A 16,023-nucleotide genomic window follows, 5' to 3' on the forward strand; every position below is an offset into this window, starting at 1 on the left:
GTCACGCCGTCGCGGGACGGGGGTTGCTCACTCCGGCGGATCCCTGCTGGGCACGCGGCGTCGCGGAGGGCGCCTCGACGGATGCCGCGAGCGACACGTCCTTCTTCGGCACCTCGATCGGGGGGCGCTCGGAGACCGGGCGGTCCTCGCTCGACAGCCACAGCGGACGCTCGGGGAGCTTCTTGATCTCGGTGAAGATCTCGGCGATCTGGTTGTGGTCGAGGGTCTCCTCCTCGAGCAGCGCGAGGGCGAGCTTGTCGAGGATGTCGCGGTTCGCGCTGATCACCTCGTAGGCCTCGTTGTGCGCCTGCTCGATCAGGGCGCGCACCTCGGCGTCGACCCGCTCGGCGACCCGCTCGGAGTATTCACGGCCGCGACCCATGTCACGACCGGCGAAGGGCTCGCCGCCCTCGGTGCCGAGCTTGACGGGACCGACCTGCGTGGTCATGCCGTACTCGAGCACCATCTTGCGGGCGATCGAGGTCGCCTTCTCGATGTCGTTCGAGGCGCCGGTGGTCGGGTCGTGGAAGATGATCTCCTCGGCGACGCGGCCGCCCATGGCGTAGGTCAGCTGGTCCTGCAGCTCATTGCGGGTGACCGAGTACTTGTCGTCCAGCGGCAGCACCATCGTGTATCCGAGCGCCTTGCCTCGCGGCAGGATCGTGATCTTGGTGACCGGGTCGGTGTAGTTCATCGCCGCCGCCGCGAGTGCGTGTCCGCCCTCGTGGTACGCCGTGATCAGCTTCTCCTTGTCCCGCATCACGCGGGTACGGCGCTGCGGACCGGCGATCACGCGGTCGATGGCCTCGTCGAGGGCGCGGTTGTCGACCAGCTGCGCGTTCGAGCGCGCGGTCAGGAGCGCCGCCTCGTTCAGCACGTTGGCGAGATCCGCACCGGTGAACCCGGGGGTCTTGCGGGCGACGACCTCGAGGTCGACGCTCTTCGACAGGGGCTTGCCCTTGCTGTGCACCTCGAGGATCTTCTGGCGGCCCTTGAGGTCGGGGGCGTCCACGCCGATCTGACGGTCGAAGCGACCGGGGCGCAGCAGCGCGGGGTCGAGGATGTCGGGGCGGTTCGTCGCCGCGATCACGATCACGTTCGCGTTCGGGTCGAAGCCGTCCATCTCGACCAGCATCTGGTTGAGGGTCTGCTCGCGCTCGTCGTTGCCGCCGCCCATGCCGGCACCGCGGTGACGGCCGACGGCGTCGATCTCGTCGATGAAGATGATGGCGGGGGCGTTCTCCTTGGCCTGGCCGAAGAGGTCGCGCACACGCGAGGCGCCGACGCCGACGAACATCTCGACGAAGTCCGAGCCGGAGATCGAGTAGAACGGAGCACCGGCCTCACCGGCGACCGCGCGGGCGAGCAGCGTCTTCCCGGTTCCGGGAGGGCCGTACAGCAGCACGCCCTTCGGGATGCGGGCGCCGATCGCCTGGAACTTGGCCGGGTCCTGCAGGAACTCCTTGATCTCGTGGAGCTCCTCGATCGCCTCGTCGGCACCGGCGACGTCGGCGAAGGTGACCGTCGGGGTCTCCTTGTTGACGAGCTTGGCCTTCGACTTGCCGAACTGCATGACCTTGCCGCCGCCGCCCTGCATGGACGAGAGCAGCCACCAGAACAGGAGGCCGAGCAGCACGAGCGGCAGGAGGAGCGAGAGGAAGCCGTCGAACCACGTCGCACGCGGCACCGCGTCGTTGAAGCCGTCCTTCGGGGCTGCCTCGTTGATCGCGGAGACCACCTCGTCGGCGCGGGCGTCGACGTAGTAGAACTGCACGTTCTCGGAACCCTCGAACGGCTTCGACAGGGTCATGTCGACCCGCTGGTCGCCGTCGGTGTTCACGACCTCGGTGACCGACGAGCCCGAGAGCAGCTTCAGCCCCTCCTGGGTCGTGATCTGCTTGGGCGCCCCGAGGTTCGAGATCAGGAGGAAGCCGCCGAAGAGCAGCACGCCGATCAGCGCGACGTAGATCAGCGGATTCCGGGTGAGCTTCTTCACATCCATGATCGGATCAGCGTATCGCGCGAGAACTAGGCACCCGCTGTGCGTTCACCCACGGCGTACCCTTCGTCAGGCTCAGGGACCCATGCACCGCTGGGCGCCCCACCTGGGTCGCTGAGCCTGTCGAAGCGTCAGCTGTAGACGTGCGGCGCGAGGACGGCCACGTCGCGCAGGTTGCGGTACCGCTCGGCGTAGTCGAGGCCGTAGCCGACGACGAAGTCGGTGGGGATGTCGAATCCGACGTACTTGCAGTCGATGACGACCTTCGCGGCTTCGGGCTTGCGCAGCAGCGCCAGCACCTCGATCGACTCGGCTCCGCGCGACTCGAAGTTCTCGAGCAACCAGCTCAGGGTCAGCCCGGAGTCGATGATGTCCTCCACGATCAGGACGTGCTTGCCGTTGAGGTCGGTGTCGAGGTCCTTGCGGATCTGCACCACGCCGCTGGACTTCGTGCTCGCACCGTAGCTCGACACCGCCATCCAGTCCATCGGGGCGTGGAACGGCAGTGCCCGTGCGAAGTCCGCCATCACCATCACCGCACCCTTGAGCACGCCGACCAGGACGAGCTGCTTGCCCGCGTAGTCGACGGCGACCTGGGCCGCGAGCTCGTCGAGCTTCGCGAGGATCTGCTCCTCGGTGACGAGGATCTGGGCAAGGTCGTCCTGGATTTCCGCGGCGCGCATGGATCGATTTTAGACTCCCTCCGACCCGGCATCCGCACTACTGTGAGCGGTGAGACGGGCGGATGCCCACCGACGGAAGGATTCACATGGCCCTGGACGACATCCTCAAGCAGGTGCCGATCGACGACATCGCCGAGAAGCTCGGAGTCTCGCGCGACGAGGCGAAGGTCGCGATCGAGCAGGGCGGTGCGGTGCTGCTCGGCGGGCTCGCCAAGAACGCCGAGACCGCGGAGGGCTCTGCCGCCATCCAGAAGGCGCTGCAGAAGCACGAGGGCTCCACCGGAGCCGGGAAGGTCGACGACGTCGATCAGGCCGACGGCGGCAAGATCGTCGCGCACATCCTCGGCGGGAACGAGAAGGAGGTCACCACGAAGCTCACGGAGTCGAAGGCGACCCCGGGCATCGACTTCGGCAAGCTCCTGCCGATCCTCGCGCCGATCGTGATGGGCCTCATCGCGAACGCGAACAAGGACAAGAAGGCGGATGCCGGCGCGCCGGAGTCCGGCGGCGGCATCGGCGACCTCATCGGCGGTCTGCTCGGCGGAGGCAACAGCGGCGGCGGCGCGGGCGGCGGGGGCATCGGCGACGTGCTGGGCGGCCTGCTCGGCGGCGGGTCGGGCGGATCCGGTGGCGGCGGGATCGGCGACCTCCTGGGCGGCCTGCTCGGCGGCAAGAAGTAGTCAGCGACCGGATGCCGTGAAGACGATCTGCCCGCCTCGGCGCACGGCCGAGCAGCCGGGCAGATCGATCGGCCCCTGACCCGCCCAGTCCGTCACGAGTCTCGCGACCTCGACGGTCTGGGCGCGGGTCAGGCTGACGCCGAACTCGCTGTCGACCACGAGGCGGATGATCCGGTTCCGCAGCGCGGCGGGGTTGGCCGCGAGTGCGGCGACGCTGACCGAGATGCCCGCCTCCGCATGCTCGACGATGTCCTCGATCGTCTCGTGGATCATCTCGTCGAAAGCTTCGGCGTCCTCGCGGAGCTGCTCCGCGGTGCGGGCGAGCGCCTCCGCGATACCCGGCCCGAGCTCTGCCTCGAGCACCGGGAGCACCCTCTCGCGCACGCGCACCCGGGCGAACCGGTCGTCGAGATTGTGGGGGTCGTCCCACGGGTCCAGATCGGATGCCGTGCAGAACGCACGCGTCGTCTCGCGACGCACCCCGAGCAGCGGCCGCAGCCAGCGCACCCCGTCCTCGTCCTCCCGCGCCGGCGCCATGCCTTGAAGGCTCGCCGCCCCGGAACCGCGCGCGAGCCCGAGCAGCACCGTCTCGGCCTGGTCGTCGAGCGTGTGCCCGAGGAGCACGGCAGAAGCGCCGATCTCGTCTGCGGCATCCCGCAGCACCCGGTAGCGCGCCTCGCGCGCCGCCGCCTCGGGGCCTCCTTCGCCGTCGACGTCGACACGCACCACGATCGCTTCGAGACCGAGTCCGGTGGCGATGCTCGCCGCACGCGCCGCGACCTCCGAGGAGTCGACCTGCAGACCGTGATCGACGGTGACGGATGTCGCCCGTATCCCCCTCTTCGAGGCCTCGAAGGCGGTGGCCGCGGCGAGCGCGAGCGAGTCGGCGCCCCCGGAGAGGGCGACGATCGCCGTAGAGCCCTCGGGGATGTCGGCGAGCGCGGTGCGCACGGCGAGGCGGATCTCGGCGACGGCGGGGTTGAGCGAGGGCACGACTCCACGCTAGCGGGGTGTGCCGCCGCCGTCGCCTCAGCGGGCCGACCAGCCGCCGTCCATCGTGTAGCTCGCCCCGGTGACCATCGCCGCCTCGTCGCTCGCGAGCCATGCCACGAGACCTGCGACCTCGGCCGGCTCGACCAGCCGCTTGATCGCGCTCTCGGTGAGCATGATCCGGTCCAGCACCTCCGCCTCCGGGATGCCGTGCACGCGGGCCTGGTCGGCCAGCTGCTTCTCGACCAGCGGCGTCCGGACGTACCCGGGATTGACGCAGTTGCTGGTGACCAGATGCGCTCCGCCCTCCAGCGCGGTGACCTTCGACAGCCCTTCGAGCCCGTGCTTGGCCGCGACGTACGCCGACTTGTACGGAGACGCCCGCAGCCCGTGCACCGAGGAGACGTTGACGATCCGCCCGAAGCGCTGCGCGTACATCGCCGGAAGAGCGGCGCGGATCAGCAGGAACGGCACCTCCAGCATGAGGGTCATGATCCTCCGGAACTCGCGGGGATCGAAATCCTGGATGGGGCTGACGTGCTGGATCCCCGCGTTGTTCACCAGGATGTCGACTCCGTCGAGCGCATCCGCCAGCCGGTCGTCCGCGAGTGCTGCCGGGTCCAGCAGGTCGACGGCCCAGGCCGAGCCGCCCACCGCCTCCGCGGCCGCCGCGCACCCCTCGGCATCCCGGTCGGCGACGACGACGTGCGCGCCGCGAGCCGCCAGCTCCTGCACGACGGCCAGCCCGATGCCGCTCGCCCCGCCGGTCACGAGTGCCCGGCGGCCGGCGAGCGGCTGCGGCGCGGCGTTCACCGGGCGGCCCTGGCCAGGCCGTGCGTGCGGGCGTCGGCCTCGTCCACGGCGAGCAGGGAGATCCCGCGGGTCTCCTTCATCGTGATCACCGCGAAGGCGGTGACGGCGCAGGCCGCGGCCACGTAGACCGCCACCGGCATCCACGACCGGTACTGCTGCAGCAGCGCGGTCGCGATGATCGGCGCCAGGGAGCCGGCGACGATCGAGGTGACCTGGTAGCCGAGCGAGACACCGGAGTAGCGCATGCGCGTGGGGAACATCTCGGCCATGATCGCCGGCTGGCCGGCGTACATCAGCGCGTGGAAGCAGAGTCCGATGGTGACCGCCGCGATGATCAGGAACGGGTTCAGGGTGTCGAACATCGGGAAGGCGAAGAACGCCCACGTGGCGCCGAGCACCGCACCGGCCAGGTACACCGGCCGACGGCCGAGGGCGTCGGAGAGGCGCCCGACCTGCGGGATCACCAGGAAGTGGATGACATGGGCGATCAGGAGCGCCAGCAGCAGCTGGCTGGTGTCGTACTGGTGCACGGTCTTCAGATACACGATCGTGAAGGACACGATGATGTAGTAGAGGATGTTCTCCGCGAACCGCAGCCCCATCGCCCCGAAGATGCCCCGCGGGTACTTCTTCACGACCTCCAGCACGCCGTAGCCGGCGGCCTTGTCGGCCTCCACCTGCGCACGGGCCTCGAGGAAGATCGGCGCCTCGCTGACGTGGGTGCGGATGTAGTAGCCGATGATGACGACGATCGCGGACAGCCAGAAGGCCACACGCCAGCCCCAGCCGAGGAACTGATCGGACGGCAGGATCCACGACATCCCGAGCAGCACCAGGGTCGCCAGGAGGTTGCCGACGGGGACAGCGGCCTGCGGCCAGCTCGACCAGAAGCCTCGCGACCGGTCCGGGCTGTGCTCGGCGACGAGCAGCACGGCGCCGCCCCACTCGCCGCCCACCGCGAAGCCCTGGATGAAGCGGAGCGCCACGAGCAGCGCGGGCGCCCAGTAGCCGATGGTGTCGAAGCCCGGCAGGCAGCCCATCAGGAACGTGGCGACGCCCACCAGGATGATCGTGATCTGCAGGGTGTGCTTGCGGCCCAGGCGATCGCCGATCTGGCCGAACACGATGCCGCCGAGCGGCCGGGCGACGAAGCCCACCGCGTAGGTCAGGAAGGCGGCGATGATCCCGTCGAGCTCGGTGCCGGCATCCGGGAAGAAGAAGGTGCCGAAGACCAGCGAGGCCGCGGTGGCGTAGAGGAAGAACTCGTACCACTCCACGACGGTGCCCACCATCGATGCGGCCACGATCCTCTTCAGCCCGGATGTCCGCGGCTCCGTCTCCGGGACGGTCGTCGTCTTCTTGACGCTCATGGGTGCACTCCTTCGTGTTCTGCAGTGTCCGCATCGACAGCTGCTGCCCTGGGCCCCGCGCTCCCTCGGGAGGGGGAAGCCCCAGCCAGTATGGGCACGACGGATGCTGTGCACCAATGACCAGTCGAGCAGAGGCGTGGTGCAGAATTGCAGATATGAACGCATCGCCCGGAAGCTCCGCCAGCCCTGACGATCTGCTGATCCTGCTCGCCGTGTCGCGGACCGGGCGCTTCACGACCGCCGGAGAGAGCCTCGGGCTGAACCACACGACCGTCTCGCGTCGGATCGCCGCACTGGAGGCCGGCCTCGGCGGTCGGGCGCTGGCCCGCACCCCGGGCGGGTGGGAGCTGACCGACCTGGGGCGTCGCGCCGTGCGGGCCGCCGAAGACGTGGAGACCGCGATGGCGAGCATCCACGAAGACGGCGAACAGGCCGACCAGATCACCGGCGTCGTGCGCATCTCCGCCACCGACGGGTTCAGCGCGTTCATCATCGCCCCCGCGCTCGCACAGCTGCACCGGAGGCATCCGCGTCTCAGCGTCGAGATCGTCAACGTCACCCGCCGCGCTCTCCAGCACCGCTCCGGTCTGGACATGGAGGTCGTGGTCGGCGAGCCGCAGGTGCACCGCGCCGAGGCGATCCTGCTCGGTCACTACACGCTGGGCATGTACGCCGCGCGCAGCTATCTGGATGAGTTCGGCACGCCCGCCGGCATCACCGAGTTGAGCGCGCATCCGCTGGTCTACTTCGTCGACTCGATGCTGCAGGTCGACGTCCTCGACGCGCCGCGGCGCCTCGTCCCCGGCATGCGGGATTCACTCAGCTCCACGAACGTCTTCGTGCACGTCGAGGCCACCAGGGCCGGGGCGGGGATCGGCTTCCTGCCGTGCTTCCTCGCCGACCGGCATCCGGACCTGGTGCGCCTCCTCCCGCAGGAGTTCGCCGAGCGCCTGCCGTACTGGCTCGTGCTGCGGCCCGACTCGCTGCGCCAGCCGGCCGTGGCCGCGGTCGCCGATGCGCTGCGGCGCCGCACGGCCGCCATGCAGGACGCGCTCCTGGGTGCGGTGGCGGACGTCGATGCCTGACAGGTCCGCGCGAGCGGTCTAGTCTGGCGCCGTGACCGATCGCACGAGCCTCCGCTTCTCGACCGAGCGCTTCAAGGCGTTCGCCGACGCCGTCGTCGCGATCGCGATGACGCTGCTGATCCTCCCGCTGCTGGAGGCGGTGTCGGATGCCGGCACGAAGGGCCTCGCCACCGGAGAGTTCTTCGCCGAGAACGGCGGGCAGCTGTTCAGCTTCGCGCTCAGCTTCCTGCTCATCGCGAACTTCTGGATGGAGCATCACCGGCAGTACACCGAGGTCACGGCGATCACGCCTGCGCTGCTCTGGATCAACATCGCGTGGATGGCGACGATCGTCTGGCTGCCGGTGCCGACCGCGATGCTCGGGCAGATGGACACGGACCCACTGCAGGAGACGGTCTACATCGGCACGCTGATCCTCACCCAGGTCGCGACCCTCGCGGCGAAGCTGTACCTGCTGCGGCATCCCGACCTCACGAGCGCGCCGATCGCACGCGTGCGGCAGGACGTGGCCGGCGACGTCGCGGCGATCATCCTCTTCGGCCTGGCGCTCGGGATCGCCGTCGCTATCGGCGACCAGGGCTACTTCGCACTGTTCCTGCTGCTTCTCACGGGCATCCTGGCCCACGCGCTGAACCGGCTCTGGACCCGGCGGGCTCCGGGACGCACGGATGAGACCGTCGGAGACGACGGACCCGGCGCTCCCCGCGCACGCGGGTAGGCTGGTCCGCGGCATCCAACCGTCTTTTCTGAGGAGCACACGCATGGGCGCACACGACGCCGTCATCGAGATCCCGCGCGGCAGCCGCGTGAAGTACGAGGTCGACCACGAGACCGGACGAGTGCACCTCGACCGCGTGCTCTACACGACCTTCGGGTACCCGGCCGACTACGGCTACTTCGACAACACCCTGGGCGAGGACGGCGACCCGCTCGACGTGCTCGTGCTCCTCGACCACGCCATCTACCCCGGCGTCGTCGTCGAGGTGCGTCCCGTGGCCGTGCTCAAGATGAGCGACGAGGCCGGCGGCGACGACAAGCTGGTGGCCGTGCTGTCCAAGGACCCGCGCTGGGCGCACATCCAGGACATCGGCGACATCGCCGAGTTCACGAAGAAGGAGATCGCGCACTTCTTCGAGCACTACAAGGACCTCGAGCCCAACAAGTGGGTCAAGGTCGACGAGTGGGGCGACGCCGCTGAGGCGCAGCGCATCCTCGACGAGGCGATCGTCCGTTTCGGCGAGCAGGGTCACTGACCCGCTGACGCACGGATGGGTCGCTGAGCCTGTCACTGATGGGTCGCTGAGCCTGTCGAAGCGAAGACCCCCGGCCGCTCAGCGGCCGGGGGTCTTCTGGCGTCGAGGACGACGACGCTCAGATCCAGATGTTCCGGTCAGCCATGAAGTCGGCGGGGTTCGTGTAGCGGCCGTCGATGTAGACCTCGAAGTGCAGGTGGCATCCGAAGGAGCCGCCGGTGTTGCCCGCATAGGCGATGACCTGTCCGGCCTCGACCCAGTCGCCGTTGCTGACCGCGAATCCGCCCGGCTTGATGTGCGCATAGCCCGTGGCCACCCCGTAGCCGTGCTGGATGCGGACGTAGTTGCCGTAGCCGCCGTTGTAGAACGCGGCATCGACGGTCCCGGAGTATGCCGCGTAGATCGCCGCGCCGCATCCGTTCGCCAGATCGATGCCGTAGTGCCAGCTCGACGAGCATCCGTTGGAGTTGCACTGCTGCGAACGGGGGCCGTAGCCCGAGCTGCGCTCGCCGCCGTGCGGGCGCACCCAGCCTCCGGTGCCCGGGGTGCCTCCTCCGCCGCTGTTGCCGCCGGCGTTGGCCGCAGCCTCGGCCGCTTCTCGTTCCCGCCGCGCCTGAGCCTCGGCCTCGACTCCGGCCTGGTACCCGGCGACCGTCGTGGCGGTGGTGTCCTTGAGAGCGGCGAGCTGCGCCTGCATGGTCGCGAGGTAGGTCGACTGCTCCTCGAGCGCGGCCTTCGCGGCATCCGCAGCCTGCTGCGCCGCCTGCATCTTCTCCTCGGCGACCTTCTGCAGACGGTCCCGCTCGTTGCGGGCGACGACGGCCTGGTCGCTGAGGGACTGCGCGGAGTTGCGGGCGGCGACGGCGTCGTCGTAGACCGACTGGTTGTACTCGAGGAGCTTGTCCATCGTGCCGAGACGGGCGAGGAGCTCGTCGGCGTTGTCGGCGGATCCGGCGAAGAACAGCTCGAGCGACGTGTCGTCTCCGCCGTTGCGGTAGAGCTGGGCAGCGACCTGTCCGGCCTTGCGCGCGGACTCGACGGCGATGGCGGACTGCTCATCGGCCTTGGCCTGCAGCGTGTCGGCCTCCGCGATCGCGGCGAAGTAGGCCTGCTGCGCGGCATAGAACTCGTCGGATGCCAGCTTGGCGGCGGCCTGCGTCTCGGCGACCTTCTGGGTCAGCGCCTGGATGAGGCCCTCGATACGGGTGACCTCCGCGGCAGCGGCGGCCTCGTTCTGCTTCGCGGCCTGCACGTCGTCCCAGCTGGGGTACGAGGCGGCGTACGCGGCGGAGACCCCGGACGAGACACCGAAAGCACTGAGCGCGACGACGCTGAGCACGCCGATGCTGAGCGCACCGCGACGGCTGATCCCGGGCTTCGAGAAGGCGCGCTGTTCTGTCGGGCTGGGTGCGCAGCCGCATTCCGCGGATGCAGCCTCAGCAGCATCCAGCGTGTTCCTGTCGTTCACCAGGCCCCTTCCGCCGGTTTCACACATGTCACACTAACAACAACCTTCACTTCCGCAACAGGGTGTGGATACGGATGCCGTGACACATCTGACGTGTCCATCGTCCTCCTGATCCGTCCATCGAGGAAGCCGCCGCGCCCTCGATTCGCGATTTGCCCGAAACATCCCTTATGCTTGAGCGTCGGCAAGGAAGTCCCCCGGGACTGACTCGGCCCCATCGTTTAGCGGCCTAGGACGCCGCCCTTTCACGGCGGTAGCACGGGTTCGAATCCCGTTGGGGTCACTCCATCCGATATAATTGAAAACAAGTATGGCCCTGTAGCGCAGTTGGTTAGCGTGCCGCCCTGTCACGGCGGAGGTCGCGGGTTCAAGTCCCGTCAGGGTCGCTCTAAGCGTCGAGCTCTTTCTTCGGAGGGGGCTCTTCGTCTAGGAAGCGACAGCATCGCCGTCGCTCGGCTCTGTAGCTCAGTTGGTAGAGCGCACGACTGAAAATCGTGAGGTCACGGGATCGACGCCCGTCGGAGCCACAGGGTGATCATTACAATCACCTTAGAAACCCTCGCCTAGCTTCTACATGGCGGGGGTTTTGCTTTGCCCTGGCGGAGTCGATCTCCGAGCCGCTCCCCTGGGCTGTTGCGGCCCGTCCGGTGAGCGCTCCGACCTCCCTGGTCGTTGAGCGAGCGAAGTGAGACGAAAGGCCCCGCCGATAGGTGTGGTGGGGATGTGCAGGGAGGCGCGATCAATCAGCGGATCCGCAAGGTCCACTAGGCGTTTGGCCGGACATTCTTGATCCAGTTCGTGACCGTATCCGGGAGGTCATCCCACCAGTTGAACCCAGGGTTCTGCTGGGATTGCCGCCGGGCGGAGTCCGCGACCACGTCGATGCATTCTGCAACCTGGGCGTCGGAGAGGTCGGGAAAGAGCTTCCGTCGCATCTGATCGTCTCGCACCAGCCGTTCGAATGCCGGATAGGCATGCCGCTGTTCAAAGGCAGCGCTACTCGGGAAGAAGTCATGGCTCTGCCGATCGACGGAGAACGCCACCGCGCACCACAACACGTCAAACTCGCAAAGCGCGTCCAGCATCAGACTGTCGTCGACTCCGGTAGGAGACGCGGGCGTTGCGGGAGCGAGGTCCGGGATGAGCTCGGGTGTCTCCGCCGCGAGATCGAGAGCGCGGGAAATGATCGCGGCCGTCTGCGTAGATGAATCGTCACCCTTGTCGAGCACATTGGCGCGCGAAGCGCTGGTGATGGCGTGCCGGATCCACGAGGAATATCGATAGGAGTCCGTGACTGGGTACGGGTGGAGCGTAAGAACTCGGAGATGCGACCACTTCGCTCTGCGCACACCCTCGGCCCCGAGAACATAGATCCGCACGGTCACATCGCGCCATGCAGCGGCGCTTCGCTGCTCACGAGGAGAGGTGTTGCTCGTCGCATCAGGGATCCCCGGAATCGAGTAGTAATACTCGGCGATCACCTGCATCGTCCGTGCAAACTGCTCATCTGTGCCGTAGAGCATGGCCGCGAGGGCGACCGCGAAAAGTCGGTCCAAGGAGTCTTCCGCTCCTTCGCTGCCGTCGTTGGCAACAGACGCCCGAAGCTGTCGACCACCGTCGGCGAGGACAGCGTCCAGGCGTGACGGGCTACGAGACTCAATCAGCGCATTTGCGGCTGTGGAAAAAGTAGCTATATCCATTCCGAGATCAATCGGTGTGGCCCGACCTCCACCACGCTCCGCTTCCTCCAGGAGGGAGACAACCCTGCTCACGAGCGCATCGACATCGCGTCTCGTATCTGCCTTCACTTGGTCGGTATAGCGCGCAAGCAACCGCGGCCAGTGACGAGGAGTCACCGCGGTGGTAGTTGTGCCCTCTCGGATGATCAGCTGACCTTCCCGGAACACGACTTTCTGGCCACCACCGTCGGCTGTGTACTCGCCATGGCGTTTCACGATCATCGGGAAAAGTTCGGGCGGTGGACCAGCGTAGATCAGGGCGACGTTCCAGGAGCCCTTGCCCGCGCTGATGCGGTGGACCGCGCTGCGGATGTCTATCGGGGCGTCGACGTAGGCGGCGATCTTCTGATGCAGCGCAGCCTGGTCAAAATGCACTTCCACGATCGGCTTTTGATCGACCGCTGGAGTCCCGTCGTTTCTCACGCCAACGATGAGATACCCGCCGGCAGTCAACGACATCAGCGCCAAGAGATCCTTGACGTGCTCGACCCTGTGCTTGGGGTTCGAGAAGTCGACAGATGATTTAAAGTCGAGTGCTTCTTGCTCTGCGCCCAGTGAGAGCAGCTCGGCGAGCTTTTCACGATCGACGCGTCCGTCAGCGACGACATCTCCAAGTTGCGGCATCTCTGAACGGTACAGCCACGGCTCGAGGTTCACAGTCGTCAGAGCAGAAAGGATGCCCGCCGCAGAACCGGTCCGTTGCCATCTCCGCAACGGAACCGCAGCTGTGAGAACTTTCTCTACTCATTCAAGGCCGGCCTCCGGCCGGCTGTGCCGTCTGCGGTGCGTCCGGTCCTCGCTCCGCTGCGGTCCGGGCACTCCTCAGCGGCGCGACACACCTCGTTGCCCGCCTCCCGGAATGTTTCTGCGTCGTCCTGCCAAGATGATTGAGTGCGAAGTAGCATCCCATTCTTTGATTCGGCGCCCGCGACGTCTCTCATTCGCGAGCTTGCCGCCTGCGATCAACCCCTGGTGATCTACTGCGGCGCCGGAGTGAGCATCGATCGAACAGGCTTGAGTTGGTCGGCTCTCGTGAGGTCTTGCTTTCCTACACGGCATAGTAAGCACTACCAAACTGGGCCGACTTCGCTGCAGCTAGATGAGGCGCCAGCGCTGCCTCCGGATCAGCTTGCGTCGAGTCTCGTGCACACTCTGCGAGCAGTAGCGAATGGCTCCAGTTCTTCCCTTCGAGACACTTTGCGAACCCGAATCAAGCGCTCACTATACGGCGACAAGGCGGTCTGGCAGTCCGGGGAGCTCGTCCCGAACCTGATCAATCTGGCTGTAATCCGTAGTTTTGCTGGCCGCGAAACAAACATCGTGACGACCAATTACGATGACCATATCGAAGCTGAGTACGAAGTGCTCCGTCGCGACATCGAGGCGCTCCCGACGGCGACGACCTTCCCTGGCTTGCGAGTGCAGGTCCTCTCCCCTGAGATGGCTCCGGATGATGCGTCTCCGGTGAAGATCGTCGCCAATCATCCACCGATAAACATGCCAAACGGTCTAAACGACTCGGTCTCGCTGACTTACCTACACGGACGAGTCCCCCGCAGTGGCGAGGTCAGCTGGCCCATCGTCCTCGATGAGAATAGTTACGCGTCCACTGCGAAGAGTGTTGGCACCGTCCTCAGGCGTCTCTTGAACGAATGCCCAATGACCATAATCGTTGGAAGCAGCCTTCAGGATGCGCCCCTCGTCCGCGCGTTGAGCGATACACGCAAGGCGGGACGCCGCGTGGCAATCCTCACCAAGCAGGGATTCCCAACCTCGTTCGACAACCAAGGCAATGCGCTTGCTGTCGACCTCGCGACGCATCGCGCGTCAGAGCTGGGCGTGCGTACGGTGTTCGCAGATTTCCATGGCCAGGTAGCTCAGTTCTTCCATGAGGTATTCGTCCGGACGGCATTCAGCAGCCCTCACCCCAATCAAGAGTGGACGAGTGACTACATGACCCGGCTTTCCCGGTGGTGGGAACGCTGGATAGTCACGGCCGGCATTGATTCGGGTCTTCCGGAAGCTTTGAGGGCCGCCCTGGACGATGCGCTGCCTGTCATAGGCGTCTCAGCGAATCACGACCCGCTCAGTCGGTCCTCAGAGCAGTTCCGTCTTGAACTCTGGGTTCGTTGCTATCCACAACGCCCAGACCGACACCTGGTGCGTTGGGCTTCCTCGGACGGGTCCAACATCGAAGGCATGAACGGAAAACAGGGTCGAATCGAGTCCCCCAGCTATCTCGCTGCTGTGCGCTCGTTCACCGAGGGACGCCCAAGCTCCTTTGACATCACAAGCTTGGAGCAAGGCAGAGCCTCAGCGGCTCGGTATACATCAAAGTCATTCCTCGCGATCCCGATTCGCATGGACAACGTGATTGTTGGGATCCTCACCCTTGCATCGACAGCACACCTCAAGGACAGCCTGATGATGAGTTCAAAGGAATCAACTGCCGAACTCGTTGCGCTCCTTGCGGAGGCGGGACGAGCTCTGCTTAGCGTCAGTGGGCGTTGACGTACGCGACGTAGCGGGTTTGGTTCTCCGCACGCTCGCGCTGACGCGCCATCTGCCGGGCTTCCTCAACGCGACGTCGAGCCTGATCGCGTTCACTCTGTGTCGGGCGGGGCTGACTGCTCTCTCTTGCCATGAGACGTCCTCCAATACACCAAAGATACTCGTTGCGGGGCCCTCGCGATACCCTGTCTGCTAGACCCATAGCACAGCGGCAGGTCGATCGTATCGCAAGTATGTTGTGCCGGTCCCGTGCCGGTAACTCCGCCGAAACCACCCTCAACCAGCAGCGACAAACAATGAAGACTTCCGCGGATTCACGCGGCAAACGGCGACCAACGAGCACCCACTACCCACGGAATCCAACTGAAAATCGTGAGGTCACGGGATCGACGCCCGTCGGAGCCACAGGGTGATCATTACAATCACCTGAGAAACCCTCGCCTAGCTTCTACATGGCGGGGGTTTTGCTTTGCCCTGGCGGACCTTCCGGTCGTCGAGCAGCGAAGCGAGACGCAACGTCCAGTCGCAGCCCGACGGTTCCTCCGCTAGCCCTGGAGCCACGCTCTGATCGTCGCATCGATCATTCCGTCGATCCGGCGAGCGTACTCGTCCACGCCGTCACCGAGGAAGCTCTGGTCGGATGCGGGGAGATCCTGGATCGTCGAATCGAACGCCGTCGGCGCGGGACGCGAAGGAAGTGCGAGATACGGCGCGAGAGGCTCCACGTCGTAGCCGCGAGTGCTGCGGTGGTTGTTCCGGGCACGTTGATGGCGGACGAACCCCTGCAGGGCGTCCATGCCGCGGTCATGGTACAGCTGAAGGATGCGGAACTGTGCGTCGCGATGGCGATCCGAAGCCGTGGACGGATGCTGCAGCAGATAGGCCGACACGGAGACGGCGTGCCACGCATACATCGTGGGTTGTTCGAGTTCGCGAAGCTGCTGCGCCTCGAACACTGCCGTGCAATCCCCCAGCGGCCCCTCACGACCCCCGCACTCCGGGCAGAGAGGTCCTGGCTGACTCACCACCGCACCAGCATAGGGTGAAGGCATGAACCTGGTCTCGCCCGAAACCCGCCCGGCCGCCGCCCTGCACGCATGACCGAGAGTCCGCAGTCCATCCGGGCGAGCCGCCGCATCGAGCTGACCATGCACAAGCCGTGGTTCGCGCTGTATGCCGGCATCCGCCCCACCCTCGTGCTCGCCGGACGAGGGCAGCCGACCCAGTGGGGACTCGGGACCTGGCAGGTCCCGACCGACGAGACCGTGACCGTCGGCGTCTTCCTGTTCAACCGGCTCTGGCGGTTCGGTCAGGCGGAATACGCCCTCGCCCCCGACGACACCGCGCTCGAGTACCGGGCGCCGGCGCTGCCCTTCCTTCCCGGCCGGATCCACTCGGCACCCCACTCCCGGGCGCCTCGCGCCTAGGCTGC

The 16,023-nt window shown here is 66.5% G+C and carries 14 protein-coding genes and 3 tRNA genes; 9 read left to right on the plus strand and 8 right to left on the minus strand.

Translation table 11 applies throughout. From position 1 onward, the window contains the following. Position 1: 1 nt before the first annotated feature. Positions 2–2,002, minus strand: a complete 2,001-nt coding sequence (gene ftsH / locus MRBLWH11_RS01590; RefSeq protein WP_116634197.1) for an ATP-dependent zinc metalloprotease FtsH — start codon at positions 2,000–2,002, stop codon at positions 2–4. 128 nt (positions 2,003–2,130) lie between these two features. Then, positions 2,131–2,682 (minus strand): hypoxanthine phosphoribosyltransferase, encoded by a 552-nt coding sequence (gene hpt, locus MRBLWH11_RS01595; protein WP_341946452.1) that lies wholly within the window; start codon positions 2,680–2,682, stop codon positions 2,131–2,133. Positions 2,683–2,768: 86 nt separating this feature from the next. Here hpt and MRBLWH11_RS01600 point away from each other — a divergent pair, with 86 nt between their 5' ends. After that, positions 2,769–3,362 (plus strand): DUF937 domain-containing protein, encoded by a 594-nt coding sequence (locus MRBLWH11_RS01600; RefSeq protein WP_116634195.1) that lies wholly within the window; start codon positions 2,769–2,771, stop codon positions 3,360–3,362. Here the strand turns inward: MRBLWH11_RS01600 and tilS are convergent, their stop codons facing one another. From tilS to MRBLWH11_RS01615, 3 genes are read right to left on the minus strand one after another with little or no spacing between them, the layout of a single operon-like run. Then, positions 3,363–4,355 carry a tRNA lysidine(34) synthetase TilS gene (gene tilS, locus MRBLWH11_RS01605; RefSeq protein ID WP_341946453.1) on the minus strand — a complete coding sequence of 331 codons (993 nt, stop codon included), beginning with the start codon at positions 4,353–4,355 and terminating at the stop codon, positions 3,363–3,365. It lies immediately after the preceding gene. A gap of 36 nt (positions 4,356–4,391) precedes the next feature. Further along, the gene (locus MRBLWH11_RS01610; RefSeq protein WP_341946454.1) at positions 4,392–5,165 is read right to left on the minus strand and encodes a 3-hydroxybutyrate dehydrogenase; all 774 of its coding nucleotides are present in this window, start codon (positions 5,163–5,165) and stop codon (positions 4,392–4,394) included. Further along, positions 5,162–6,535, minus strand: a complete 1,374-nt coding sequence (locus tag MRBLWH11_RS01615; protein ID WP_341946455.1) for an MFS transporter — start codon at positions 6,533–6,535, stop codon at positions 5,162–5,164. The genes MRBLWH11_RS01610 and MRBLWH11_RS01615 overlap by 4 nt, the downstream gene beginning before the upstream one ends. Before the next feature lie 155 nt (positions 6,536–6,690). On the opposite strand from MRBLWH11_RS01615, the gene MRBLWH11_RS01620 reads away from it, so the two are divergent. Genes MRBLWH11_RS01620 through MRBLWH11_RS01630 form a run of 3 tightly spaced genes read left to right on the plus strand, consistent with a single transcriptional unit; the run spans position 6,691 to position 8,873 of the window. Then, entirely contained in the window at positions 6,691–7,620 is a 930-nt protein-coding gene (locus MRBLWH11_RS01620; RefSeq protein ID WP_341946456.1) for a LysR family transcriptional regulator, read from the plus strand. 31 nt (positions 7,621–7,651) lie between these two features. After that, positions 7,652–8,338 (plus strand): TMEM175 family protein, encoded by a 687-nt coding sequence (locus MRBLWH11_RS01625; RefSeq protein WP_341946457.1) that lies wholly within the window; start codon positions 7,652–7,654, stop codon positions 8,336–8,338. A gap of 43 nt (positions 8,339–8,381) precedes the next feature. After that, a complete protein-coding gene (locus MRBLWH11_RS01630) occupies positions 8,382–8,873 on the plus strand; it encodes an inorganic diphosphatase (protein ID WP_116634191.1) in 492 nt (163 codons plus the stop codon). A 118-nt stretch (positions 8,874–8,991) separates the two neighbouring features. On the opposite strand, the gene MRBLWH11_RS01635 is transcribed toward MRBLWH11_RS01630, so the two are convergent. Beyond that, positions 8,992–10,341, minus strand: coding sequence for a M23 family metallopeptidase (locus tag MRBLWH11_RS01635; protein ID WP_341946458.1), 1,350 nt, complete (start codon positions 10,339–10,341; stop codon positions 8,992–8,994). Positions 10,342–10,551: 210 nt separating this feature from the next. On the opposite strand from MRBLWH11_RS01635, the gene MRBLWH11_RS01640 reads away from it, so the two are divergent. From MRBLWH11_RS01640 to MRBLWH11_RS01650, 3 genes are all read left to right on the plus strand, one after another. Continuing rightward, positions 10,552–10,624, plus strand: a tRNA-Glu gene (locus tag MRBLWH11_RS01640). Positions 10,625–10,653: 29 nt separating this feature from the next. After that, a tRNA-Asp gene (locus MRBLWH11_RS01645) sits at positions 10,654–10,727 on the plus strand. A gap of 68 nt (positions 10,728–10,795) precedes the next feature. Continuing rightward, positions 10,796–10,868, plus strand: a tRNA-Phe gene (locus tag MRBLWH11_RS01650). A 237-nt stretch (positions 10,869–11,105) separates the two neighbouring features. Here MRBLWH11_RS01650 and MRBLWH11_RS01655 read toward each other — a convergent pair. Next, on the minus strand, positions 11,106–12,704 hold the full coding sequence (locus MRBLWH11_RS01655; RefSeq protein ID WP_341946459.1) for a hypothetical protein: 1,599 nt from the start codon (positions 12,702–12,704) through the stop codon (positions 11,106–11,108). Between the two features lie 573 nt (positions 12,705–13,277). Between MRBLWH11_RS01655 and MRBLWH11_RS01660 the strand changes: the two genes are divergently transcribed. Continuing rightward, a complete protein-coding gene (locus MRBLWH11_RS01660) occupies positions 13,278–14,591 on the plus strand; it encodes an SIR2 family protein (protein WP_341946460.1) in 1,314 nt (437 codons plus the stop codon). Positions 14,592–15,136: 545 nt separating this feature from the next. Here the strand turns inward: MRBLWH11_RS01660 and MRBLWH11_RS01665 are convergent. Beyond that, the gene (locus tag MRBLWH11_RS01665; RefSeq protein ID WP_341946461.1) at positions 15,137–15,643 is read right to left on the minus strand and encodes a DUF5946 family protein; all 507 of its coding nucleotides are present in this window, start codon (positions 15,641–15,643) and stop codon (positions 15,137–15,139) included. Positions 15,644–15,688: 45 nt separating this feature from the next. Here MRBLWH11_RS01665 and MRBLWH11_RS01670 point away from each other — a divergent pair, with 45 nt between their 5' ends. Next, complete coding sequence (locus MRBLWH11_RS01670; RefSeq protein ID WP_341946462.1) at positions 15,689–16,018, plus strand: hypothetical protein; 330 nt, start codon at positions 15,689–15,691, stop codon at positions 16,016–16,018. Positions 16,019–16,023: the final 5 nt, after the last annotated feature.

This window comes from Microbacterium sp. LWH11-1.2 (genome assembly GCF_038397745.1).
Classification (GTDB): Bacteria; Actinomycetota; Actinomycetes; order Actinomycetales; family Microbacteriaceae; genus Microbacterium.